Here is a 22,953-nt window from a genome sequence, read left to right as displayed (position 1 = left end):
GGCCGGGCCTTGACGCGGGACGTCATTTCCGCTCCCTGAGGCGCATGCGTATCGCCAGCTTCAACATCAACGGCATCAAGGCCCGTCTGCCGCGTCTCCTCGAATGGCTGGAGGAGACCCGGCCCGATATCGCCTGCCTGCAGGAACTCAAGACCTCCGACGAAACCTTCCCCGCGCAGGAGATCGAGGCGGCGGGCTATGGCGCGGTCTGGCACGGGCAGAAGGGCTTCAATGGCGTCGCCATCCTGGCGCGCGGCGCGCAGCCGCAGGAGGTCGCACGCGGCCTCGACGGCGAGCCGGAGGACGAGCATAGCCGCTATCTGGAGGCCGAGGTGAACGGCCTGCGCGTCGCGACCATCTATCTGCCCAACGGCAATCCCTGTCCGGGGCCGAAATTCGACTACAAGCTGCGCTGGATGAAGCGCCTGCGCGCGCGGGCGGCGGAAATCTGGGCGGAAGAGGTGCCCGCGATCCTCGCCGGGGACTATAACGTCATCCCCTATGACCGCGACGTCTGGTCGGTGGGGGCGATGGCGGATGATGCGCTGATGCAGCCGGAGAGCCGTTCCGCCTATCGCGCGCTCACCGGCGACGGCTGGACGGACGCGCTCGCCGCCATCCATCCGGCGGGCGGGGTATGGACCTATTGGGATTATCAGGCGGGCGCATGGCAGCGGGACGCCGGGTTCCGCATCGATCATCTGCTGCTCTCCCCGATTGCGGCGGACCGCCTCGTCACCGCGCAGGTCGACAAGGCCTATCGCGGCCGCGAAAAAGCGAGCGATCACGCGCCGGTCTGGGTGGAATTGCGCGACTGAACGCGCAGGGCGCTGGAATAATGGGGCGGGGCGAGGCTGCTTTTCCGCCCTTTTTGAGGCGGTCCTGTACCGATTTAACACCCGTTCGCCCTTCGACAAGTTCAGGGCGAACGAGTGTAGAGAAGGGCGGCTAACCACCCAAAGCGGTTATCTCGCGCAGATGTTTGCAAGCTCCCATGATAGCGCAACGCTCCCTCTCGCATATATATACCCGGATCATATTGATATAATTATATCCGGGTATATATTAATGCCGAAGGAGCGAGACATGACGACATATCTGACGGCATTCGATGGCGAAAAGCGGGTCGCGGGCGGCACGGAGGAGGAGATGCGCGTGGTGTTGCGCGCTATGGGGCCGAAGGCGGCGCAGGTGCTGCTGTTCGACGATGACACCGGCCGTCAGACCGATATCGACCTGCGGGAAGAGGCGGACAGGGCGTCGCAGGCGCGGATGCGCGGCAGGCCCGCCCTCGGCGTGAAGGCGCGGGAGGTCACCTTGCTGCCCCGGCATTGGGAATGGCTCGCGCGGCAGCCCGGCGGCGCGTCGGTCACGTTGCGCAAGCTGGTCGAGGCGGCGAGCCGCGCCGACGATGCGGGCGCGGCGGCGCGGCGGGCGATGGATGCGGCCTATGCCTTTTCCACCGCCATGGCGGGCAATTGCCCGGATTATGAAGAGGCGATGCGCGCGCTCTATGCGGGCAGGGGCGGGGATTTCGCGAGGATCACCGCCCGCTGGCCCGCCGACATAGGCGAGCATGCCCGCACGCTGGCGGCCCCCGCTTTCACCACGGAGTGAAGGCGGGAGAGGCCGGATCGCTGAACTGGGCTATAGCGGTTTTTCGTAGACGGTGTAGATCTTGTTCACCCGGCTTTCGATCGCGTCGGCGATGGCGTTCATTCCCTGATTGTCGTCGAGCACCCAGCCGATCTCACCGCGCGTGGCGCCGAATTTGGTGACCGCGTCGCGGCGGATATATTCGATCATCATGAAGGCGAGCTGGCTCGCCATGCGCGAGGCCTGAAGCCGCTTCACCACGCCCATCAGCGGCACCCGCATCGTGCGCACCTGCGGCTTGCGCAGCCACCAGAGCAGCTTCGCCCAGCCGAACGGCCAGAGTGAGCCGCCCAGCGGCGCGATCGCCTCGTTGAGGTCGGGCAGGGTCATCATGAAGGCGACCGGCTCCCCGTCCAGCTCGGCGATGCGGATCAGGTCCTCGAACACGATGGGTTTCAGCTGCTTGCCGAAATGGGCGACCTCCGCATCGGTGATCGGCACGAAGCCCCAATTGTCGCCCCAGGCGTCGTTGAGGATGCTGAGGATGATCGCGGCTTCCGCATCGAACTTGCGCTTGTCGACGCGGCGGATGCGGATGCGGTCGCTCTTCTCGCCGGACTGGACGATGCGCTGGATCAGCGGCGGGAATTGCTGCGTGATGTCGAGTTCATAGGTGCGCAATTCCTTGACCGGCGTGTAGCCCGCCGCCTTCACCCAGCCTTCATATTCGGGCCGGTGGTGGCCCATCATCACCGTGGGCTTATGGTCGTGGCCCTGCGTCAGCAGGCCCGGCTCTTCCCAGATGGAGAGCGAGATCGGGCCGAGCACGCGGGTCATGCCCTTGCCGCGCAGCCAGTTTTCCGCCGCCTCGATCAGCGCGAGGCCGGCTTCCTCGTCCAGCGCCTCGAAAAAGCCGAAATTGCCGGTGCCCGGACCCATGCCCTGCTCGGCGGGCATGGCGAGCGCCAGCCGGTCGAAATGGGCGGAGATGCGCCCCACCACCTTGCCGTCGCGACGGGCGAGGAAATATTGCGCCTCGCCATGTTCGAACCATGGATTCTTTTCGGGCAGGATGATGCCGTAGACTTCGTCCTTCAGCGGCGGCACCCAGTTCGGATCGTCCCGATACACGTCCCACGCGAAATCCACGAAGGCGCGAAGGTCGGTCTTGCCGGAAACGGGGGAAATCACCAGATGGGAATGTGCCACGATCATGCCTTATGCTGAGAGGCGGTTAGCACTGCGTGTCCCTGATGCTTTTTGTCAAGTCGCCCGCACAGGTCCGATTGGTTTATGTCACGGTGCTGCCATGATCTGCGCGCAATTGGCTTTTAGGACGGCACCATGACTGCTTTGAAGAAGATTGAGGTTCGGCACGCGGAAGCGGCGCGGGAAAAGGATATGGACGCCGCGCCGAAAGCCGGAATCGCGGACGATGTCGCGATGCTGCGCGCGGCGGCCGAGCTGACGCGCGATATCGCGAAGGCGCGGCCGGGCATCTACTGGCCGGACCTGCTGGCGTCGGCCGTGCTGGGGTATGCCGCGCTCGCGGGCGCGATCCTGATCGGCAGCTGGCCGGTCGCGCTGCTGTGCGGCGTGGTCGCGGTGATCGCGCTCTATCGCGCGCTGGGCTTCATCCATGAGCTGACCCATGTGCGCGAGGGGGCGCTGCCGGGCTTCCGCTTCGGCTGGAACCTGCTGGTCGGCGTTCCGCTGCTGATCCCGTCCTTCCTCTACGAGGGCGTGCACACGCTGCACCATCAGCGCATCCGCTACGGCACGGTGGAAGATCCCGAATATCTGCCGCTGGCGCTGATGAAGCCGTGGTCGCTGCCGCTGTTCATCATCGTGGCGCTGCTGGCCCCGGTCGGCGTGCTGCTGCGCTTCGGCGTGCTGACGCCGCTGGGCCTGCTCTTTCCGCCGCTGCGCCGGCTGGTGGCGGAGAAATATTCCGCGCTGTCGATCAACCCGGCCTTCCGCCGCCGTCCGGCCGAGGGCGAGTTGCGGCGGCAATGGTTCTGGCAGGAGGCGGGTGCGATGCTCTGGGCGTTCGCGCTGATGGCAAGCGTGCCGGTGCTCGGCTGGAAGCCGCTGCTGGTGTGGGCGGCGGTGCTGTCGGGCGTCGCGGTGCTCAACCAGCTGCGCACGCTGGTCGCCCATTTGTGGGAGAATGACGGCGCGGCGATGACGGTGACCGCGCAATATCTGGATTCGGTCAACGTGCCGCCGCCCGCGCTGCTCGCGCCGCTCTGGGCGCCGGTGGGGCTGCGCTATCACGCGCTGCACCATCTGCTGCCGAGCCTGCCCTATCATTCGCTGGGCGAGGCGCATCGCCGTCTGGTCGCGAAGCTGGGCGCGCAGTCCACTTATGGGCAGGCGAGCTATTCCGGCCTGTTCCTGCTGGTCGGCCGTCTGGCGCGGGCGACGATGGGCGGGCGGGCCTGAAGCCTCCCCTTTGTCATGCCGGCGCAGGCTGGCATCGTTCTCGATGGTGCTGGTGGTTGGCCGTTATTCCTCAGTACGAATAAGCACCGCCTCGCCCAGCAGCAGGAACAGCAGAAACGGCGCCCAGGCGGCGAGGAAGGGCGGATAGGCACCCAGATTGCCCATCGCCAGCGCGAAATTGTCGGCGACGAAATAGGCGAAGCCCAGCGCCATGCCGATCACCGCGCGCACGAACAGCTGCCCCGACCGCGCGAGGCCGAAGGCCGCGACGGAGCCGAGCAGCGGCATCAATATCGCCGAAAGCGGTCCCGAAATCTTGTGCCAGAGGCTCGCCTCCAGCGAGGCGACCGGGCGCCCGGCATCGCGCAGGTCGGCGATCGCGCGGCGCAGTTCGGCAAAGGGCAGGCCGTCGGGATCGACCTTGGCCAGCGTGAACTGTTCCGGGCGGATGTCCGCCCCGGCGCGGAAAGCCCCCAGATCGCGCACCGTGCCCCGGTTCACGTCGAACATCCGGGCATTTTGCAGCACCCAGTCCTTCGTTGCGGGGTCGTAGCGGCCGATATCCGCCTTCACGATGTTGACGAGCTGGTTGTTGAGCCGGTTGAACAGTTCGACATGGCGCAGCGTCACGTCATTGCCGCGCCCGGAGATGATGCCGGCGGTGATGAGGTTGTTGCCGTCGCGTACCCACACATCGGTCTTGACCCCGCTGTCGCGCGGGATGGTGCCGTAGCCGACCGCCTGCCACGCGTCGAGCGCTGCGCTGGCGCGGGTGACGATGCGTTCGTTGAAGGCGAAGCTGGCCCCCGCGATGCCCAGCGAGGCGAGGATCAGCGGCGCGAGGATCTGGTGTGCGGAAAGCCCCGCCGCCTTCATCGAGATGATCTCGCTGTGCTGGTTCATCGTCGCCAGCGTGATGAGCGTGCCGAGCAGCACCGAGAAGGGCAGGAAGCGGGCGATGATCTGCGGGATGCGCAGACCGATATAGCGCCACAATTCCTCCTCGCCATTGCCCGGAGCGGCCAGGATGCTGCCGCTTTCGCCCAGCAGGTCGAGCGTCATCAGCACGATGACCAGCATCGCCAGCACCGCGAGGCTGCGGACGAGGAAGCTGCGCGCCATGTACCAGGCCATGCGGCGGGACGGAAAAAACTGAAGCAGCATGGGGGGCTTCTTTCCTATACCAGATGGCCGAAGCGGTTGCGGATGGCGCGAAAGCCCTTGAGGAAGAGGCGCGTGCCCTTGGCGAACACCGCCTCCAGCGCACCGATCGGCTGGCCGCCGGGGCGATGGGCGACGACATGATACATCCACAGGATCAGCGCGGCGAAGGCGAGGAAGGGCACCCAGAGCGCGATCAGCGGATCGATGCGCCCGCTCGCCCCCATCGCCTCGGCATATTGGTTGACCTTGTGATAGGTGACGATGAACACGATGGAGAGGAACACGCCGAGCGCCGATGTCGACCGCTTGGGCGGTATGGCGAAGGCCAGCGCGGCCAGCGGCAGCAACAGCATCATCGCCACCTCGGCCATGCGGAAATGGAAATTGGCGCGCACCTCGTTGCGGGTCTCGATATCGGTGTCTGAGGCATGGCCGACGCGCACCAGTTCGGGCAGGGTCAGCTCCCGGTCGGCGTCGCCGCGGCCGCGGAAATTCTCTATCTTCGGCAGGTCGATCGGCAGGTCGTGGCCGGAGAAGCTCAATATGCGCGGGGTGGCGAGCTTCGGCGCGCTCTGCACCAGCACGCCGTCGGTCAGGCGCAGGATGATGGTGTCCGGGTCGTCGGTGGCGAGGAACGTCCCGCGCGAGGCGGTGACGGCGAGCGCCTGCCCGTCCTTCTGCTCCGCCCGCACGAAGATGCCGTGCAGGTCGCGGCCCTTGTCGCGGCTCTCCTCGATTCGCAGGGTCATGCCCTTGCCGAGACTGGTGAACTCGCCGACCTTGATCGACGCCCCCAGCGCGCCGGAGCGCAGCTCATATTGCAGGCCCTCATAGGCGTAGCGGGCATAGGGCTGGATGAAGCCGACGATGGCGAAATTGATGAGCGCGAAGGCGATGGCGAACATATAGGGCACGCGCATCAGCCGGGCGGGGGAGAGGCCGACGCCGCGCAGCACGTCCAGCTCCGAGGACAGGGCGAGGCGGCGGAAGCCGAGCAATATGCCCAGCATCACGCCGATCGGTATGCCCAGCGACAGATATTCCGGGATCATGTTGGCCAGCATGCGCCAGACGACGCTGACCGGCCCGCCCTGCGCGGCGACGAAATCGAACAGCCGCAGCATCTTGTCGAGGATGAGCAGCATCGCGGCGACGACCAGCGTACCGGCGAGCGGCATGGCGATCAGCCTGGCGATATAGCGGTCGGTTGCGTTCAGCAGTTTCAACTTGTCGTCGTCCCGTCACCATGTTTTGGCCGCAAAGCCGGAGCATATCAACCATGGGGCGAACAGGGAGCAGCCCGCCTGCCGCGTGAATATCTCGGCCGGGCTATAGCTTCGAGGAGAGAATTGGTCATGTTGAAATTTTCGGGTGCAGGGATCGGGGTGGCCGTGGCCTTGGCCGCGACGTCGCTGACCGCGCCTGCCTCCGCCGCCCCCATCGGACCGGATGCGAATGTCTGCGTGCGCGGCGATGCGCCCTCGGTGCTCGTTCGCGTGCCCGCGTTCAAGAACCGCTCGGGTAAATTGCGCGTTCAGATTTATGGCAACAATCCGGCAGACTTCCTTGCCAAGGGTCAATATCTCAAGCGCATCGACCTGCCCGTCACCTCCAGCGGATCGATGGACGTCTGCGTCGCCCTGCCGCATGCCGGGGATTTCGCCGTGGCCGTGCGCCACGATCTCGACGGCAACGGCAAGTCGAGCTGGAACGACGGCGGCGGCTTTTCGCGCAATCCGAACATTTCGCTCTTCAAGCTGAAACCGGAATACAAGGATGTCGTGATTTCGGTCGGCAAGGAGACGAAGGTGCTCGATGTGTTCATCAACTATCGCCAGGGTCTGGCGATCAAGCCGTTGAAGTCATAAAGCCATGGTCGCCGTTGCCCTTCTGTCCAATCCCCGATCGACGGGCAACCGTCAGCTGCTGCCGCGCGTCCGCAGCTATTGCGCCAATCATCCCGACATTTTCCATTATGAGGTGGAAAGCGTCGAGCAGATCGGCCGCGCGATGCGGATGATCGCGCATGTGAAGCCGACCGTCATCGTCATCAACGGCGGCGACGGCACGGTGCAGACCACGCTGACCGAACTCTACCAGGGCAATCATTTCGACGGGCAGGTGCCGCCGGTGGCGGTGCTGCCCAACGGCAAGACGAACCTGATCGCGCTCGACCTCGGCATCCGGGGAGATCCGATCAAGGCGCTGGAGCGCATCGTCGACATCGCCAAGAACGGCGTGGAAAGCCATGTCGTCGCGCGCGAGCTGATCGCGCTGTCGGACGGCGAGGCGACCAGCCGCCCGGTGCTGGGCATGTTCCTGGGCGGGGCCGGCCTTGCCGATTCCATCCTCTATTGCCGCAACCGCATCTATCCGCTGGGCCTGTCCAACGGCATTTCCCACCTGCTGACCGCAATCGCGGTGCTGCTGTCGGTGGTGTTCGGCATCCGGGGCAAATATATGCCGCCCGCCGCGCGCCCGGTGTCGATCTCTCTGCTGCGCGAGGGGCAGCTGGCCGGGCGATTCTCGGTGCTGATCGTCACCACGCTGGAGCGGCTGCTGCTCGGCGCCAAGCCCGCCGGCGGCGGCCTCAAGCTGATGGCGGTGGACAACAGCGCGTCGGCCGTGCTGCGCATGCTGTTCATGAGCCTGATCGGCCGCTTCGGCTCGCGGGAGATGGACGGCATCCATCTGGAGCATGGCGACGTGATCCGCATCGAGGGCGAGCATAGCAGCGTGATCCTCGACGGCGAGATTTTCGAGGCGGACAATGGCCGCCCGATCGTGCTGAAATCCACGCCCCCGGTGCCGTTCCTGCGTCTGGCCGCGTGAGCGCTTCCCTCGAAAGCCTTGTCGGCGCCGAACTGGCGCTGCCCGTCGATCCGCGCGTGGCGGAGATGGCGGCGGCGGTCGCGGCGCGCCATCCGCGTGCGGCCCGCGCGGTGCTGTTCTACGGCTCCTGCCTGCGCGAAAGCCAGCTCGACGGGCTGATGCTCGATTTCTACCTGATCGTGTCCGATTATGCCGAGGCTTATGACCGGCGCTGGCTGGCGGCCGCCAACCGGTTGATCCCGCCCAATGTCTTTCCGATGGAACATGGGGGTCTGAGCGCCAAATATGCGGTGCTGAGCGAGGCGGATTTCCATCGCCTGTGCGGGCCGGGGGCGGACAATGTGTCGGTCTGGGCGCGCTTTGCCCAGCCGACCCGGCTGGTCTGGACGGCCGACGATGCTGCGCGCGGCCGCATGACCGCAGCCGTCGCGCAGGCGGTGCCGACCTTCCTCGCCCTCGCTCTGCCCGCCGTCGCGGCGGACCGGCGGGGCGACTGGCGCGCGGTGTTCGAGGCGGGCTTCGCCAAGACCTATGGCGCCGAACTGCGCGCCGAGCGCAAGGGGCGGGGCGTCTCGATCCTCGACAGTGCGCCCGATTATTACCGCGCCGCCTTCGCCGCCGCGCGGGAGGACGGCGCGATCGACCCGGCCCGGCCCATGGATGCGCGCGAAGAGGCCGACAATGCGCGCACGTGGCGGCGGCTCCAGCGGCGGGGCAAATGGCTGAGCATCGCGCGGCTGGCCAAGGCCAGCTTCACCTTCGCGGGCGGGATCGACTATCTGGCGTGGAAGATCAACCGCCATGCGGGCACGCGGATCGTCATCACCCCGTGGCAGCGGCGGCACCCGCTGCTGGCGGCGGTCATGCTGTTGCCGCGTCTGGTTGCGAATCGGACAGTCGGCTAGACGCTATCTCCAGGATCGCCTGCAACGCCTTGAGCGTATAGGGCTTGCGCAGCAGCAGATGCCCTTCGAACATGCTGTTGTCGGTGACGTCCCCGGCATAGCCGGTGACGAAGATCACCGGGATGGACCGATAGGGCGAGGGCAGCGCAGCGATCATCTCCGGCCCGGTCATGTCGGGCATCAGCACGTCGCTGATGATCAACTGGATGCCGCCATGCTCGCGCAGCATCTCCTCGGCCTTGCCCGGCTGGGGGCAGCAGGTCACGGCATGGCCCAGTTCGGTGAGGGCGGAGCGGGTCTGCGCCAGCACACGGGGGTCGTCCTCCACCACCAATATATTGAGACCCGTGCGCGCGGCCGAGGGTTCGGGCGCCATCGCTTCCGCGGCCACCGCTTCCGCCGGGGCCTCCATCGGCGGCGCGGCGGGCGCATCGGCGGCGCGGGCGGGCTTTTCCGCCTCGGTTGCGGTGACATGGTGGCGGGGCAGGTAGAGCTGCACCTCGGTGCCCTCGTTCGGCTTGGAGAGGATGCGGATCTGGCCGCCCGCCTGCCCGACGAAGCCGAAAATCTGGCTGAGGCCGAGGCCCGTTCCCTTGCCGACCGCCCTGGTGGTGAAGAAGGGCTCGAACACGCGCTCCAGCACTTCGGGCGCCATGCCGCAGCCATTGTCGATCACCGAAAGGCAGAGATATTCGCCCGCCGGGCAATCCTCTATCTCCTGCGCGCGCAGGCGGGCCTGGCGGGTGCGCAGGATCAGCGTGCCGCGCCCGTCCATCGCATCGCGCGCGTTGACGGCGAGGTTGAGCAGCGCATTCTCCAGCTGATGCCGGTCGGCATGGATGCGCCAGTCCCCGGCGTCGAGGTCCAGCTCGACGCGGATCTGGTCGCCGATCGAGCGGTCGAGCAACTCGATCATGTCGCGGATCAGCTCGTCGGGTTTCAATATGTCAGGCAGATTGGGCTCGGCGCGGGCGAAGGCGAGCAGGCGGCGGGTGAGGGCGGAGGCGCGGTTGGCGCCCTCCATCGCATTGTCGATATGGCGGATGATCTCCGGCTGCCCATCGGCGCGCAGCCGGGCCAGTTCCAGCCCGCCGACAACGATGGCCAGCATATTGTTGAAATCATGGGCGATGCCGCCGGTCAGCTGGCCGACCGCCTCCATCTTCTGCATCTGGCGCAGGCTCTGCTCTATCTTCGCGCGGTCGGCCGATTCCTGTTTCAGCTTCGCATAGGCGAGTTGCAGTTCCTCGGTGCGCGCGGCGACCGCCGCCTCCAGCATCTGCGCGCGATAATATTCATCGTCGATCAGCCGCTGTTCCTGCCGCCGTTCATGGATGACCGTGCGCGCGAACCAGATCAGCAGCAGCAGCGCGACGACGAGAATCAGGCCGACCAGCCTGTAGGTGGTGGTGATCTGCTGCACCGAATAGCCCGCGCGGGCGACATCCAGATTATGCCGTTGCAGGCGGTCGTTTTCCGTCTTGATCACCTGTTCCAGCAGCGAGGTGATGCGGACCAGATTGTCCGCCTTGCTGGCCTGGTAGAATTTGCCCAGCGATCCGCTCTTCTGGTCATAGGTGGTGCGCAGCGCGATGTCGTTCAGCGTTTCGCCGCGCTCGCGATAGGCGAGGGCGAGCTGCGCGACCAGTTCATGCTGCGCCGGATCGGTGCGGGTGACGCGGCGCAGCGCCGTCAGTTCCTTGCCCGCGCGGGACCATTGGTCCTGATATTGGCGGCCGATATCCTTGTCCATGCTGATGACGTAGCGGGCGAGCGAGGATTCCGCCTTGGCGATCTGCGCGTCGAGGCTGCGGGCCAGCGCCACGACCTGATAGCTGCGCTGCTGCTGATAGAGGGCGTTGCTCTGGTCGCGGGCGACGATGCTGGCGAAATAGAGCAGGGTCGTCATCGCGAGAACCAGCGCCCCGCCGATCAGCCAGGGCAGGGCGCGGTCTATCTTCTGGTCCCAGAAGGAGGCGGCCTCTTCATCCATCAAGGCGATTTAGACCAATTTGCCGGCGGAAGGAAGCAGGGGCGGTTTTGCCGCGCCTCGCCCTTGCTGCGGCGGCCGGTTCAGGAGAGGACGCCCACGGCCTTGCCCGCCGCCTCGAACATGGCGAGGATCTGCCCCACCTGCTCGTTGCTGTGCTCCGCGCAGAGCGAGCAGCGCAGCAGGAAGGTGCCTGCCGGGGTCGCGGGCGGGCGGGCCATGTTGACGTAGAGGCCCAGTTCCAGCAGGGCCTGCCACATCGCGACGGCCTGCGCCTGGTCGGTCAGGATCACCGCGATGATCGCCGATTGCGGCGTGTCGGTGCCGAGCGTGAAGCCGAGGCTCTTGAGGCCGCCGTGCAGCCGCTTGCTGTTTTCCCACAGATGCGCGCGCTTGTCGCCCGCATGCATCAGCTTGCGGATCGAGGTCGCGGCGGTGGCGACCACGCTGGGCGGCAGCGAGGCGGTGAACACATAGGGACGGCAGACGAGGCGCAGCACCTCGAACTTCGGGTGGTTGGAAACGCAGAAGCCGCCCACGGTGCCGACCGACTTGGAGAAGGTGCCGACGACGAAATCGACGTCCTTCTCTACGCCCTGCTCCTCATAGACGCCGCGCCCGTTGGGGCCGAAAAAGCCCATGCCGTGCGCCTCGTCGACCAGGATCATGCAATTGGGATGTTTGCGCACGGCCGCGACCATTTCGGGCAGCGGCGCGACGTCGCCCAGCATCGAATAGACGCCTTCCAGCACGACCAGCTTCTGCGCGTCGGCGGGCAGGCGGCCCAGGCGCTTGTCGAGATCCGCGACGCTGTTGTGGCGGAAGCGGACGATTTCCGCGTCGCCGAGGAAGCAGCCGTCATAGATCGACGCATGGCTGTCGGCGTCGAGCACGACATAGTCGCCTTTGCCCGCCAGCGTCGAGATCATGCCCAGATTGGCCTGATAGCCGGTCGAGAACACCATCGCCGACGAGGTGCCGTAGAAGTCCTTCAGCGCGTCCTCGACCTCCTTGTGGCCCTGATAGGTGCCGTTGAGGACGCGGCTGCCGGTCGTGCCCGCGCCGAATTCGTCGAGCGCCTTCTTGCCCGCCGCGATCACGTCCGGGTCGAAGGTCATGCCCATATAGTTGTAGGTGCCGAGCAGGATGGTTTCCTTGCCCTTGATGACGGCGAGCGTCGGCGATTTCACCTCGTCCATCACGATCGCGAAGGGATCGCGCACGCCGGTGGCGAGCAGCGCTTCCCGCTCCGCGATGAGGGGATCGAACTTGGTAAAGAGGTCGGCCATTCTAGGGTCTTTCAGCGACTGAAACGGGGGAGGAGGGCAGGATGGCGGAAGAGACGCGGGTCAGGCCGCGCTCAGCTTCGCGACGGCATCGACCAGCTGGCCGACCGTTTCGATTTCCGCCTGCATGTTCATCGTGATGATGATGTCGAACTCGTCCTCGATCGCGGCGACGAAATCCATCACCGTCAGGCTGTCCCACTCCAGATCGCCGGCGAAGGTGGTCGCTTCGCTCAGCGGCACGCCCTTCTTGTTGAACGGGCCGATCTGGGCGGCAACCTGATCGAAAATCTGCTGGCGGTCGGTCATGATGAGGGTCTTTCTGATGATATGGGCGGTGCATGCCCGTGCTGCGTCCCCTTTGGCAAGGGAATAAGGCGTCAATCGGGCACGATCTTGCCAGAATATGCGGCCGGTCCCGGTGGCGCGAGCCGGATCAGCGGCGGAATTCCACGGCAATTTCGGCAAGGCCCCTATCATGGGCGATGGCGGGCGTCCACAGCGACGGGGGTGGCTTCTTGTCCGGGCTGGCCACCCAGTCGGGGTGGCACATATAGGTGACGCGATCGGGCGTCAGCTTGGCCCGTGGGCCGCGCATCGCCCGGTCGAGCCGCGCTATGCCCATCAGCAGGCGGCGCGGCAGCGGCAGCGGGCGCACCCGGCGCCCCAGCGCGAGGCCGAACGCTGCCGCCAGCTCCGGGTGGGACAGGCCGCCGGGGCGGTCGTCGTCCACCTCCCAGATGGTGCCGCCATAGGCGTCGCCCGCCTCTCCGCACAGCAGCACCAGCAGCCGGGCAAGATCGCCGACATGGATGAGCGAGGCGCGCCCCTGCGGCGGCACCGGCAGCAGGCCGAGGCGCGCGACGCGCAGCAGTTCGCGGAATTCGGTGTCGCGCGGGCCGTAGATGGCGGGCGGGCGCACGATCGTCCAGTCGAGCGCGGAGGCGCGGACATGATCCTCCGCCAGCGCCTTCGACCAGCAATAGAGCGAAAGGTCGCGTTCCCGCGCCGCGAGCGAGGAGACATGGACGAGGCGGCGTATCCCTGCACGCTCCATCGCCGCGATGACATTGGCGGTGCCCTGTCCGTTGCCTGCCTCGAACCCGGCGCGGTCGGGCGCGTTCACCACGCCCGCGATGTGCAGCACGACATCGGCGCCGCGCACCAGATCGTCCAGCGCATCGGGCCGGTCCAGCGCGCCCGCGACCCATGCGACGCCCGCGCGCTCCGGCTGCGGCCTGCGGGCGAGCGCGCGCACTTCAAATCCGGCGGCGAGCAACTGCTCCAGCGTTTCCGCGCCGACGAAGCCGGTCGCGCCGGTCATGGCGATGATCCTCGTCACAGCATCACCAGATGATCGCGGTGGATCAGCGCCGGGCGCACCGGCTGGCCGAGCAGCTCGACGATCTCGCTCTTGCGCTTGCCGATGATGCGGATGGCGTCGGGCGCGTCATATTCGATCAGGCCGCGCGCGAGGACGCGCCCCTCCGGCCCGGCGATATCGACCACGTCGCCGCGCGAGAAGCTGCCGCTGATCGACACGACCCCGGCGGGCAGCAGGCTGTTGCCCGCCAGCAGCGCCTTTTCCGCGCCCGCGTCGATATGGACATGCCCCTTGATGGCAAGCCGCCCGGCGAGCCAGTTCTGCCGCGCCCGCTTGCCGTGCTGGGCGAGGAAGATCGTGCCGTTGGCGCCGTTCTCCCATGCCGAAAGCGGGCGCTGCGGCGTGCCGGAGATGATCGCGAGATGCGCGCCCGCGCCGGTGGCGATGCGCGCCGCCGCGATCTTCGAGGCCATGCCGCCCGACCCCATGCCGGAGCCGGAGCCGCCATCGGCCATCGCCGCGATATCGGCATCGATGCGCTTCACCAGCGGCACCAGCTTCGCGTCGGGGTTGCTGTGCGGATTGGCGGTGTAGAGGCCGTCCACGTCGGACAGCAGCGCCACCGCATCCGCCCGCGCCGCCTGGCCGATGCGCGCGGCGAGCCGGTCATTGTCGCCGAAGCGGATCTCGGTGGTCGCCACGCTGTCATTCTCGTTGATCACCGGCACCACGCCGAGCGACAGCAGCCGTTCCAGCGTCGCGGCGGCGTTGAGATAGCGGCGGCGATGCTCCAGATCGTCCAGCGTCAGCAGCATCTGCGCCGCTGTCAGCCCCTTCTGGTGCAGCAGGCCCGTCCAGTGATGGGAAAGCGCGATCTGCCCGACGGCGGCGGCGGCCTGCGCATCGTCCAGCGACCCGCGCCCGCCCTTGGGCAGGCCGAGGCGGCGCGCGCCCAGCGCGATCGCGCCCGAGGACACGACGATGATCTGCTGGCCCGCCGCATGACGCGCGGCGATATCCTCCACCACGCCCTTCAACCAGCCGAGGCGGATTTCGCCCGCCGGATCGACCAGCAGGGCCGAGCCGATCTTGACGACGAGGCGCCTGACGCTGCCGGCGGGAAATCCGGCCTGGGGGAGGGGATGGGGCATGGGCTTCATTCGGATGCTGTAGGAAAAGCCTTGGGCTGCGGTCCTGTGATCGGGATCAGATGGGCGACCATGGGGTGTCGCCTTCCTCCTCGCCGCCTGCGCCGCCGCCCAGCGCATCGACCGCGCCACGGCTTTCGTCGAGCAGCGGCAGGATCGCGTCGAGCAGGTCCGGCACGCCTTCGCCGGTCGCGCCGGAAATGAGGAAGATATCCTCTATCCCGGTCGCCTCGCGCAGCTGAGCGGCGATGTCCTCCATCAGCTCGGGGCCGAGCAGGTCGCCCTTGTTGAGCGCGAGCAATTGCGGCTTGTCCTCCAGCCCGGCGCCATAGGCCTCCAGCTCGCCCTGCACGATATGCCAGGCGGCGACGGGGTCGTCCGCGCTGGCGTCGATCAGGTGGATGAGCACGCGGCACCGCTCGATATGGCCGAGGAAGCGGTCGCCGATCCCGGCGCCTTCGGCCGCGCCCTCGATCAGCCCCGGAATGTCGGCCAGCACGAATTCGCGGTCGCGGTGCGACACCACGCCGAGCTGCGGCCGGGTGGTGGTGAAGGGGTAGGCGCCGACCTTGGCCTTGGTGTTGGTGACCTGATTGATGAAGGTCGACTTGCCTGCATTGGGCAGGCCCACCAGCCCTACGTCGGCCAGCAGCTTCAGCCGCAGCCAGACCCACATTTCCTGCCCCGGCCAGCCGGTGCCGTGCTGGCGCGGCGCGCGGTTGGTGCTGGTCTTGTAACTGAGATTGCCGCGCCCGCCGTCGCCGCCGCGCAGGAACACCTGCCGCTGCCCGACCTTGACGAAATCGGCGAGCACCTCGCCATCCTCGTCGGAGATGATCTGGGTGCCGACCGGCACCTTGATGACCAGATCCTCCCCGCCCGCGCCGAAACGATTCTTGCCCGCGCCGGGCTGGCCGCGCTGCGCCTTGAAATGCTGGGTGTAGCGGAAGTCGATCAGCGTGTTGAGGCCCGCCACCGCCTCGAAGATGATGTCGCCGCCCTTGCCGCCGTTGCCGCCGTCCGGACCGCCATATTCGATATATTTTTCGCGGCGAAAACTGACGGCGCCGGGGCCGCCGGAACCGGAACGGATGTAAATCTTGGCCTGATCGAGAAAATGCATGAGGCGCGTTTATCGCGACTTGCGCGCTTTAGCCAGCAAAGATGCGGCCGGAGGGCATGCAGGCGGGGGATATGCGCCCAAAGATGCGGACGGGCCGGGAGCCTGGCCCATCCGCAGTTTGGGGGGTGACGGTTCAGGCCGCGATCGGCGCGCGGTCCATATAGAGTTCGTGCGACGAATCGACCGGTACGGGGGCGGCGCCGCTGTCCTCGAACAGCATATGGGCGATCGCGCCGCTGCCCGCCGCGCCGTCACGGCGCCCGGTGGAACGGAAGCCGATCTTGCGCAGGACATTGCCCGCTGCGCCATTGCCCGCCGCCGGGCGCGCGACGAGCGGGCCGATGCCCGCAGCGCGCGCCATGCGGACGACCGCGCCCGCCGCTTCGGTGGCGAAGCCCAGCCCCCAGAAGGGGCGGGCGATCCAGAAGGCGAGTTCCGGCCGTCCGCCAAGGCCGCCGGGGCTGCCGCCGTCGATGCCGCAGCCGCCGACCAGGCGGGGCGCGCCGCCGGTGCGCGCGAACAGCAGGAACCAGGGCGACAGCGCGCCCCGCTCCCGCGTCAGGAAGCGCAGCGCGTCCTCCCGCGTGGCGGCGGCGAGGTGCCCCGGCAGGGCGCGGGCGATCGCCTCGTCGCTCCAGGCGCGGTGAAGCGCCGGGGCGTCCTCGGCCCAGCCGGGCCGCAACAGCAATCTTTCGGTGCGTGCAAACATTATCCGATCCTCTCTGGGTCGCGCTTTGGCCGACAAGGATGACAGCTTCGCGACAGGGGTTGGGGAAAAGGGCATTCCCGCTGCGGATCGTGCGACGCTTGGGACGGGAAGAAGTTTCCTCATCGCCCGGCGGTACGACGCAAAAACGGGGCTGACCCGAATCGGGCGCCCCGTTTTTGCGAATCGGTGGACTGTTCGTCTCACATCATCGGGGCGTCCTGTGGACGACCCTGATGCATGATCGTCCTGTTATTCGGCGGCTTCGGCCATCATGTCGACCGACACATATTTGCGGCCGAGCTTGCCGTCGTGGAATACCACGCGGCCTTCGGAGAGCGCGAAAAGGGTGTGGTCCTTGCCCATGCCGACATTGCGGCCGGGATAGACGCGGGTGCCGCGCTGGCGGATGATGATGTTGCCGCCGATCACATGCTGACCGCCGAACTTCTTCACGCCAAGGCGCTTGCTTTCCGAATCGCGACCGTTGCGCGACGAACCGCCAGCTTTCTTATGTGCCATTGCCTAGACTCCTTGGATTCTTGTGCGATCAGGCGCCGATCGACACGATCTTCAGGATCGTGTGATTCTGGCGGTGACCGTTGCGACGACGGTAGTTGTGGCGACGGCGCTTCTTGAACACGATCACCTTTTCGCCCTTGGCCTGGGCGACGATTTCGGCGGCGACGGTCAGGCCGTTGACGTCCTTGAGCTCGCTGCCTTCGCCAGCCAGCAGGACATCGTCCAGCGTGATCTTGTCACCGGCGTCACCCGCCAGCTTCTCGACGACTATCTTGTCTCCTGCGGCAACGCGATACTGCTTGCCGCCTGTACGCACGACAGCGAACATGGCTCTATCTCTTCTTCCAAATCTGCTTTACGCAAGATCACGGGCCGCGACCCATGACGGCTGCGCGGAATGTGGCCCGTTAGTGGACCTGCGCGCTCCTGTCAACCGTAATGGCTCCGGTTTCGCACTCTGTCATGCAGGAAACTGCCCCGCCATCCCCGGCGGTTCAGCGGGGAAGCAGGCTCAATATCGCGGTGAGGCTCAGCACGGAAAGCATCGTGCTCAGCAATATGGTGCCCGACGTCACCTTGCCGTCGCGGGCGTAGAAGGCGGCGACCATGAACGGGCCGGTGCCGGTCGGCAGCGCGGCGATCGCCACCACCATGGCGGCGGTGAAGCTGCTCATGCCCAGCAGGGGATAGGCGATCAGCGCGGTGATCGCGGGATGGAAGATCAGCTTCGCGGCGGTCAGCATCAGGACGAAGCGGTTGGAAACGGCCTCGACCAGCGGGCGCTCCGCCAGGAACAGGCCGATCGCGACCAGCGCCGTCGGGCTGGCGGCCGCGCCCAGCATGCGGGTGCACTGCTCCAGCGGCGCGGGCAGGGTCCAGCCGGTCAGCCACCAGAAAAAACCCAGCACCGGCCCGACCAGCACCGGATTGCGCGCCATGCTCGTTGCCGCTTTCCCCAGCGCATGGCCGACCCCCAGATGGCGGTGATGGCCCAGCTCGATCAGCACCACCCCGCAGGCGAACTGCGCCATCAGCGTCACCGTCGCGCCGATGATGACATAGGGCGCGGCGCGCGGCCCCATGGCGAGGAGGAACAGCGGCAGGCCGATATAGGCGCTGTTGGAATAGCTGGCGTTGAGGCCGTCCACCGCCATGTCGGCGATGGAAAGGCCGCGCAGCCTGCCTATGCCCGTCCCCAGCGCGAGGGTGATGAGGCTGCCCGCCAGCGAGGCGATGACGAAATCCACGTCCCACAGCTGATGCCAGTCGGTCGTCGCGACGATGTGGAACATCAGCGCGGGCAGGGCGATCCACACCACGAAGCGGTTGAGGTCGCGGTTGACCGACGCGGGGACCGCGCCCCAGCAGGCGGCGAGATAGCCGATGAGGATGATCGCGAAAACCGGCAGGATGCTGAAGAAGGTGCCCGACATGGGGCGCTTCATAATCCCATTTGCGGGAAAAGCAGCGGATTCTTTTTCGGTGGTTGGCGGACTTTACTCCTTTACCGTCACCCCGGCGCAGGCTGGCGTCTCAGGCGATGTTGCGCGCCGTCTCCCGCGATGCCAGCCCTGCGCTGGGATGACGCGATGAGGAGGACAGGGGAAAGGCCAGAAGCATCCGCCCGCCCCACTTGCAACCCTGCGGGCCAGGCCGTAAGGGCGAGGCATGAGCATGCGCCCTCTTTTCGCCCTGATGGCCTTCCTGCTGTCCGCCTGCGCGGGCGGCGTGGGGCAGGACGGGCGCGGCTATCCCTCGCTGGCGCGGCGTCCGGTCGAAAGCCAGGGGGCGGGCGGGAGCGAGGAGGCGGCGGTCGCCGCCGTCGCCGCTCCGGCCGAGGACCCCGCGCTGAAGGAGCAATTGGCCGCGCTTGCCCGCCAGGCGGAGCAGGGACGCGAGAAATTCGACCGCCTCTATGGCGAGGTCGCCGGGTCGATCCGGGTTTCGGCCAGCGCGCCGGTCGCGAGCGAGCAGTGGGTGGTGGCGCAGCAGGCGCTGGGGCGGCTCGAACAGGCGCGCTATGACAGCGTCTATGTGCTGGCCAGCCTCGACACCCTCTATGTCCAGCGGATGCGGGATGTGGCCGAGGGCACGGCCACAGGCGGCGTCGAGCAGGTCGGCGCGGCGCGCGACAAGGTGCTGGCGGAGGTCGATTCGCAGAACGACCGGGTGGACCGGCTGCGCGCGGTGCTGAAACAGCCCTGAGGGCCGCCGCCCCTCGCAACGCGCGGCGGGGCGGGGTATAGCCGATGGCATGGTGTGGCCCGGTTTTTCCTTCGAAACCCTTTTCTACGCCGCCGAATGGTGCATCCGCATCGGCGCGCTGGCGCTGGTGCCGCTGCGGCGATCTCCGGCGGCGGCGCGGGCGTGGCTGCTGCTGATCTTCTTCCTGCCCATTCCGGGGCTGCTGCTGCTTCTCGCGATCGGGCGGCCGCGCTTCCCCGCCTGGCGGACGGAGCGGTTCAGGCGGCTGCTGCCCTATTTCGAGCAGACCGCGCGGCACTTGCAGCCCCATGCCCCGGTGCTGGGCGAGGCCGCGCCGATCGCCGACCTGGCCCTGCGGCTGGGGCATATGCCCGCGACCGGCGGCAATGACGTCGAACTGATCGACGAATATGACGCGGTGATCGACCGGCTGATCGCGGATATCGACGCCGCGCGGCGATCCGTCCATATCCTCGTCTACATCTTCGCCAACGATGCGGTGGGCAGGCGTGTCGCCGCCGCGCTCGGCCGGGCGGTGGCGCGACGGCTGGAGGTGCGGGTGATGTTCGATCCCGTCGGTTCCCACCGCTGGCGCCGGGGCACGCGGGCGATGCTGCGCGCGCAGGGCGTGGACGTCCGCGAGGCGCTGCCGTTCCGCATCCTGCGCGGCCGAACGCGGCGCGACATGCGCAACCATCGCAAGCTGTTCGTGATCGATGGCCATATCGGCTATGCCGGATCGCAGAACATCGTCGCGCGCGATTTCCGCCGGGGCATCGTCAACCGCGAACTGGTCGCCCGCGTGACCGGTCCGGTGGTCGCCAGCATGGATGCGGTGGTGCGCGGCGACTGGGCACTGGAAACCGGCAGCCTGCCCGCCCATGCGCCGCTGATTCCCGAACCCGCCGGGGAGGCGGTGGCGCAGTTGCTGCCGAGCGGCGCGACCTATCCGCTGGAGGGGTTCGAGACGCTGCTGATCTGGCAGATCCATCAGGCGCGCGAGCGGGTGGTGATCGTCACCCCCTATTTCATCCCCGACGACGACGTGCTGAGCGCCATCTATGCGGCGACCGCGCGCGGCGTGGAGGTCGATCTGGTGGTGTCGCGGGTGGTCGACCAGCGGCTGGTGAACCTGTCGCAAAGCTCCTATTATACCGGCCTGCTGGAGCGGGGCGTGCGGATCAACCTGTTTCCCGACTATCTGCTGCACGCGAAGAACCTGCTCATCGACGACCGGCTGGCGGTGGTCGGGTCGAGCAATGTCGACCTGCGCTCGTTCCAGCTCAATGAGGAGGCCAGCCTGCTGCTCTACGACCCCGCGTCCATCGCGCGGGTGGCGGCGATCCAGCGCGGCTATCTGGCGGCGAGCGAGAGGCTGGACCCGGCGCGCTGGCGCCGCCGCTCCCGCCTGCGCAGGCTGGGGGAGAATATCGCGCGGCTGATGAACTCGCTGTTGTGAGGGGCGCAATATTCTGCGCTTGTGCTCAGGCGGTTGTCGTTTGCAAGCCTGTTGTCCGTTGATCGGGGGTAGAGCCAAGGGCGGGCTTTTGCCGAACTTGGTTAGCTGCGCTGGCTTTCGGCTCAGGGGCCATTGCGCCGGATTGAGTGGAGGAGTGTCGGGCTTGATGGATGCTGAAACAAGTTCAGCATGATGATTGGGTTACATACAACTACCTGAATAACCTATTCTTTTCTCCGTCATGCCAGCGGAGGCTGGCATCTCAGGAGATGACGCGCGACATGGCCTGCGACCCCAGCCTGCGCTGGGGTGACGGTAAAGGCTAGTGTCCGCTAGCCACCCAAGCCAGCCGTTCCGCCAGCAGCTTTGCAAGCTCCATAAATGGCCGGATACCGCGCATCCCGGCTTCACCGAAACTCAATGCCGCCCGGCCCTTGTCGGAGCGTATCTTGCATGACGGGATTCCGATCCTATGTTGGGCGGGCAAAGGCAGGAAGAGGATTTTCCATCATGAACACCCCGGCACCGGATCGCCTTTTCCGTTTCCATCATGCCGGGATGCCTCATGTCCGCCTTTCTTACCCTCGATACCCTGTGTGCCGCCGCCGCTGACGGCAGGACGCTTTTTTCCGATCTGACATTTTCGCTGGGCCGCGAGGCCGTCGGCCTTGTGGGCCGCAACGGCAGCGGCAAGTCGACGCTGCTCGCGATCCTCGCGGGGGAGCGGGAGCCTCAGGGCGGCGCCGTGACGCGCAGCGGCCGGGTCGCTGCCCTGCGGCAGATCCAATCCGACCAGGGCACGGTGGCCGATGCGCTGGGCGTGGCCGGCGCGCTCGCCCGGTTGCGCCGCCTCGAACAGGGGCAGGGCGACATCGAGGATATGGAGCTTGCCGACTGGGATCTGGAGGCCCGGCTCGCGGCCGCGCTGGCGCGGGCCGGGCTTGCGGACCTGCCGCTCGACCGCCCGGCGCGGTCGCTGAGCGGGGGCGAGCGGACGCGGCTGGGGCTGGCGCATATGCTGCTCGGCGATCCCGACGTGCTGCTGCTCGACGAGCCGACCAACAATCTCGACCGGGAAGGGCGCGCGGCCATAATCGACCTGCTGGCCGGGTGGCAGGGCGGGGCGATCGTCGCGAGCCATGATCGCGAATTGCTGGAGCGGATGGACCGCATCGTCCACCTCTCTTCGGCCGGGTGTCTGCTGTTCGGCGGTGGCTGGAGCGCGTTCGAGACCGCGCGGGAGGCGGCGCGCGATCAGGCGGCGGCCGATCTCGAACGGGCGGGGCAGGAAGCGAGGCGGACCTCGCTCGCCGTGCAGCGGCAGGCCGAGAAGCAGGCGCGCCGCGACAAGGCCGGGCGCGCGAAAAAGGCGAAGGGCGACGAGCCGCGCATCCTGCTCGGCATGATGGAGGGGCAGGCGGAGCGCACCGCCGCGCGGCACCGCCATCAGGGCGCGCAGGCGATGGCGGAGGCGGAGGAGGCGCTGGCGGCGGCGCGGCGGCGGGTCGAGGTGCTGACGCCGCTCCATATCGATCTGCCCCGCAGCGGCCTTCCCTCCGGCCGCACGCTGCTGCGGCTGGACGATGTGGTGTGCGAGCGGGACGGGCGCAGGCTGTTCGGGCCGCTGTCCCTCGCCGTCGTCGGACCGCAGCGGATCGTGCTGAGCGGCGCCAACGGCAGCGGCAAGACGTCGCTGCTGCGCATCGTCATGGGCGAGGAGGAGCCTTCAGCCGGGACGGTCGAGCGCGCGGACGGGGCGCTGGCGATGCTGGACCAGCATGTCGGCCTGCTCGACCCGGCGATCGACCTCGTCGCCAATATGCAGGCGCGCCATCCCGGCATGACGCGGGAGGCGGCCCATGCGGTGCTGGCGCGCTTCGCCTTCCGCAACCGCGATGCGCTGCGCCCCGCAGCGACGCTGAGCGGCGGCGAGCGGCTGCGCGCCGGGCTGGCGCTGGCGACGGGCGGTCCGGTGCCGCCGCAGATGCTGCTGCTGGACGAGCCGACCAACCATCTCGACATGGAGGCGATCGCGATGCTGGAGCAGGCGCTGGCCGGATGGGACGGCGCGCTGTTGCTGGTCAGCCACGACCGGCGCTTTCTCGATGCGGTGGGATATGATCGGGAAATCCGGCTGCCGGATGGCTAGAGACGGGCGCTGTTATGGTGCTTGCGAACATGCTTGCGGAAGGACGGTTTAGGGGGTGGTTATGCGACAGCAGGCCCCTCCCCTGAAGGGGAGGGGAGG

The 22,953-nt window shown here is 67.3% G+C and carries 22 protein-coding genes; 9 read left to right on the top strand and 13 right to left on the bottom strand.

Annotation, left to right across the window (positions count from 1 at the left end; genetic code table 11):
- The first annotated feature begins 44 nt into the window (after positions 1-44).
- Both xth and GGR43_RS11695 read left to right on the top strand, forming a co-directional pair.
- Complete coding sequence (gene xth, locus GGR43_RS11700; RefSeq protein ID WP_188072136.1) at positions 45-818, top strand: exodeoxyribonuclease III; 774 nt, start codon at positions 45-47, stop codon at positions 816-818.
- Positions 819-1,086: 268 nt separating this feature from the next.
- A complete protein-coding gene (locus GGR43_RS11695; protein ID WP_188072135.1) occupies positions 1,087-1,617 on the top strand; it encodes a DUF2239 family protein in 531 nt (176 codons plus the stop codon).
- 30 nt (positions 1,618-1,647) lie between these two features.
- Here the strand turns inward: GGR43_RS11695 and GGR43_RS11690 are convergent, their stop codons facing one another.
- Positions 1,648-2,805 carry a GNAT family protein gene (locus tag GGR43_RS11690; protein WP_188072134.1) on the bottom strand — a complete coding sequence of 386 codons (1,158 nt, stop codon included), beginning with the start codon at positions 2,803-2,805 and terminating at the stop codon, positions 1,648-1,650.
- Between the two features lie 192 nt (positions 2,806-2,997).
- Here GGR43_RS11690 and GGR43_RS11685 point away from each other — a divergent pair, with 192 nt between their 5' ends.
- A complete protein-coding gene (locus tag GGR43_RS11685; RefSeq protein ID WP_246343664.1) occupies positions 2,998-4,041 on the top strand; it encodes a fatty acid desaturase family protein in 1,044 nt (347 codons plus the stop codon).
- A 63-nt stretch (positions 4,042-4,104) separates the two neighbouring features.
- On the opposite strand, the gene lptG is transcribed toward GGR43_RS11685, so the two are convergent.
- Entirely contained in the window at positions 4,105-5,205 is a 1,101-nt protein-coding gene (gene lptG / locus GGR43_RS11680; RefSeq protein WP_188072132.1) for an LPS export ABC transporter permease LptG, read from the bottom strand.
- 14 nt (positions 5,206-5,219) lie between these two features.
- Positions 5,220-6,425 carry an LPS export ABC transporter permease LptF gene (gene lptF / locus GGR43_RS11675; RefSeq protein WP_188072198.1) on the bottom strand — a complete coding sequence of 402 codons (1,206 nt, stop codon included), beginning with the start codon at positions 6,423-6,425 and terminating at the stop codon, positions 5,220-5,222.
- Between the two features lie 135 nt (positions 6,426-6,560).
- Between lptF and GGR43_RS11670 the strand changes: the two genes are divergently transcribed.
- The 3 genes from GGR43_RS11670 to GGR43_RS11660 are packed head-to-tail and all read left to right on the top strand — an operon-like array spanning position 6,561 to position 8,942.
- On the top strand, positions 6,561-7,073 hold the full coding sequence (locus GGR43_RS11670) for a DUF2141 domain-containing protein (protein ID WP_188072131.1): 513 nt from the start codon (positions 6,561-6,563) through the stop codon (positions 7,071-7,073).
- A gap of 4 nt (positions 7,074-7,077) precedes the next feature.
- Entirely contained in the window at positions 7,078-8,037 is a 960-nt protein-coding gene (locus GGR43_RS11665; protein ID WP_188072130.1) for a diacylglycerol/lipid kinase family protein, read from the top strand.
- A complete protein-coding gene (locus GGR43_RS11660) occupies positions 8,034-8,942 on the top strand; it encodes a hypothetical protein (protein WP_188072129.1) in 909 nt (302 codons plus the stop codon). Before GGR43_RS11665 ends, GGR43_RS11660 begins: the two co-directional genes overlap by 4 nt.
- On the opposite strand, the gene GGR43_RS11655 is transcribed toward GGR43_RS11660, so the two are convergent.
- The 10 genes from GGR43_RS11655 to GGR43_RS11610 all read right to left on the bottom strand — a co-directional run bounded on the left by GGR43_RS11655 (position 8,899) and on the right by GGR43_RS11610 (position 18,474).
- Positions 8,899-10,935 carry an ATP-binding protein gene (locus tag GGR43_RS11655; protein ID WP_188072128.1) on the bottom strand — a complete coding sequence of 679 codons (2,037 nt, stop codon included), beginning with the start codon at positions 10,933-10,935 and terminating at the stop codon, positions 8,899-8,901. The genes GGR43_RS11660 and GGR43_RS11655 overlap by 44 nt on opposite strands.
- Positions 10,936-11,015: 80 nt before the next feature.
- On the bottom strand, positions 11,016-12,221 hold the full coding sequence (gene spt, locus GGR43_RS11650) for a serine palmitoyltransferase (RefSeq protein WP_188072127.1): 1,206 nt from the start codon (positions 12,219-12,221) through the stop codon (positions 11,016-11,018).
- A gap of 60 nt (positions 12,222-12,281) precedes the next feature.
- Positions 12,282-12,527 (bottom strand): acyl carrier protein, encoded by a 246-nt coding sequence (locus tag GGR43_RS11645; RefSeq protein WP_188072126.1) that lies wholly within the window; start codon positions 12,525-12,527, stop codon positions 12,282-12,284.
- 127 nt (positions 12,528-12,654) lie between these two features.
- On the bottom strand, positions 12,655-13,542 hold the full coding sequence (locus GGR43_RS11640; RefSeq protein ID WP_188072125.1) for an SDR family oxidoreductase: 888 nt from the start codon (positions 13,540-13,542) through the stop codon (positions 12,655-12,657).
- Positions 13,543-13,556: 14 nt separating this feature from the next.
- On the bottom strand, positions 13,557-14,693 hold the full coding sequence (gene proB / locus GGR43_RS11635) for a glutamate 5-kinase (protein ID WP_188072124.1): 1,137 nt from the start codon (positions 14,691-14,693) through the stop codon (positions 13,557-13,559).
- 55 nt (positions 14,694-14,748) lie between these two features.
- Positions 14,749-15,813 carry a GTPase ObgE gene (gene obgE / locus GGR43_RS11630; protein WP_188072123.1) on the bottom strand — a complete coding sequence of 355 codons (1,065 nt, stop codon included), beginning with the start codon at positions 15,811-15,813 and terminating at the stop codon, positions 14,749-14,751.
- A 133-nt stretch (positions 15,814-15,946) separates the two neighbouring features.
- The gene (locus GGR43_RS11625; RefSeq protein WP_188072122.1) at positions 15,947-16,522 is read right to left on the bottom strand and encodes a GNAT family N-acetyltransferase; all 576 of its coding nucleotides are present in this window, start codon (positions 16,520-16,522) and stop codon (positions 15,947-15,949) included.
- Positions 16,523-16,771: 249 nt separating this feature from the next.
- A complete protein-coding gene (gene rpmA, locus GGR43_RS11620) occupies positions 16,772-17,041 on the bottom strand; it encodes a 50S ribosomal protein L27 (protein ID WP_188072121.1) in 270 nt (89 codons plus the stop codon).
- Between the two features lie 28 nt (positions 17,042-17,069).
- Positions 17,070-17,369, bottom strand: a complete 300-nt coding sequence (rplU, locus tag GGR43_RS11615; protein ID WP_188072120.1) for a 50S ribosomal protein L21 — start codon at positions 17,367-17,369, stop codon at positions 17,070-17,072.
- 166 nt (positions 17,370-17,535) lie between these two features.
- Positions 17,536-18,474: an AEC family transporter gene (locus GGR43_RS11610; RefSeq protein ID WP_223177415.1), complete on the bottom strand. Its 939-nt coding sequence runs from the start codon at positions 18,472-18,474 to the stop codon at positions 17,536-17,538.
- Positions 18,475-18,709: 235 nt separating this feature from the next.
- Between GGR43_RS11610 and GGR43_RS11605 the strand changes: the two genes are divergently transcribed.
- The 3 genes from GGR43_RS11605 to GGR43_RS11595 all read left to right on the top strand — a co-directional run bounded on the left by GGR43_RS11605 (position 18,710) and on the right by GGR43_RS11595 (position 22,854).
- Positions 18,710-19,246, top strand: coding sequence for a hypothetical protein (locus GGR43_RS11605; protein ID WP_188072118.1), 537 nt, complete (start codon positions 18,710-18,712; stop codon positions 19,244-19,246).
- Positions 19,247-19,295: 49 nt separating this feature from the next.
- Positions 19,296-20,705 carry a cardiolipin synthase gene (gene cls, locus GGR43_RS11600; RefSeq protein ID WP_188072117.1) on the top strand — a complete coding sequence of 470 codons (1,410 nt, stop codon included), beginning with the start codon at positions 19,296-19,298 and terminating at the stop codon, positions 20,703-20,705.
- Between the two features lie 565 nt (positions 20,706-21,270).
- Positions 21,271-22,854 carry an ABC-F family ATP-binding cassette domain-containing protein gene (locus tag GGR43_RS11595; RefSeq protein WP_188072116.1) on the top strand — a complete coding sequence of 528 codons (1,584 nt, stop codon included), beginning with the start codon at positions 21,271-21,273 and terminating at the stop codon, positions 22,852-22,854.
- Positions 22,855-22,953: the final 99 nt, after the last annotated feature.

Origin of the sequence: Sphingobium jiangsuense (genome assembly GCF_014196495.1) — a bacterium.
Taxonomy (GTDB): Bacteria; Pseudomonadota; Alphaproteobacteria; order Sphingomonadales; family Sphingomonadaceae; genus Sphingobium; species Sphingobium jiangsuense.
The sequence above is the reverse complement of the archived record's forward strand: the minus strand, read 5'-3'. Positions and strand labels throughout refer to the sequence as shown.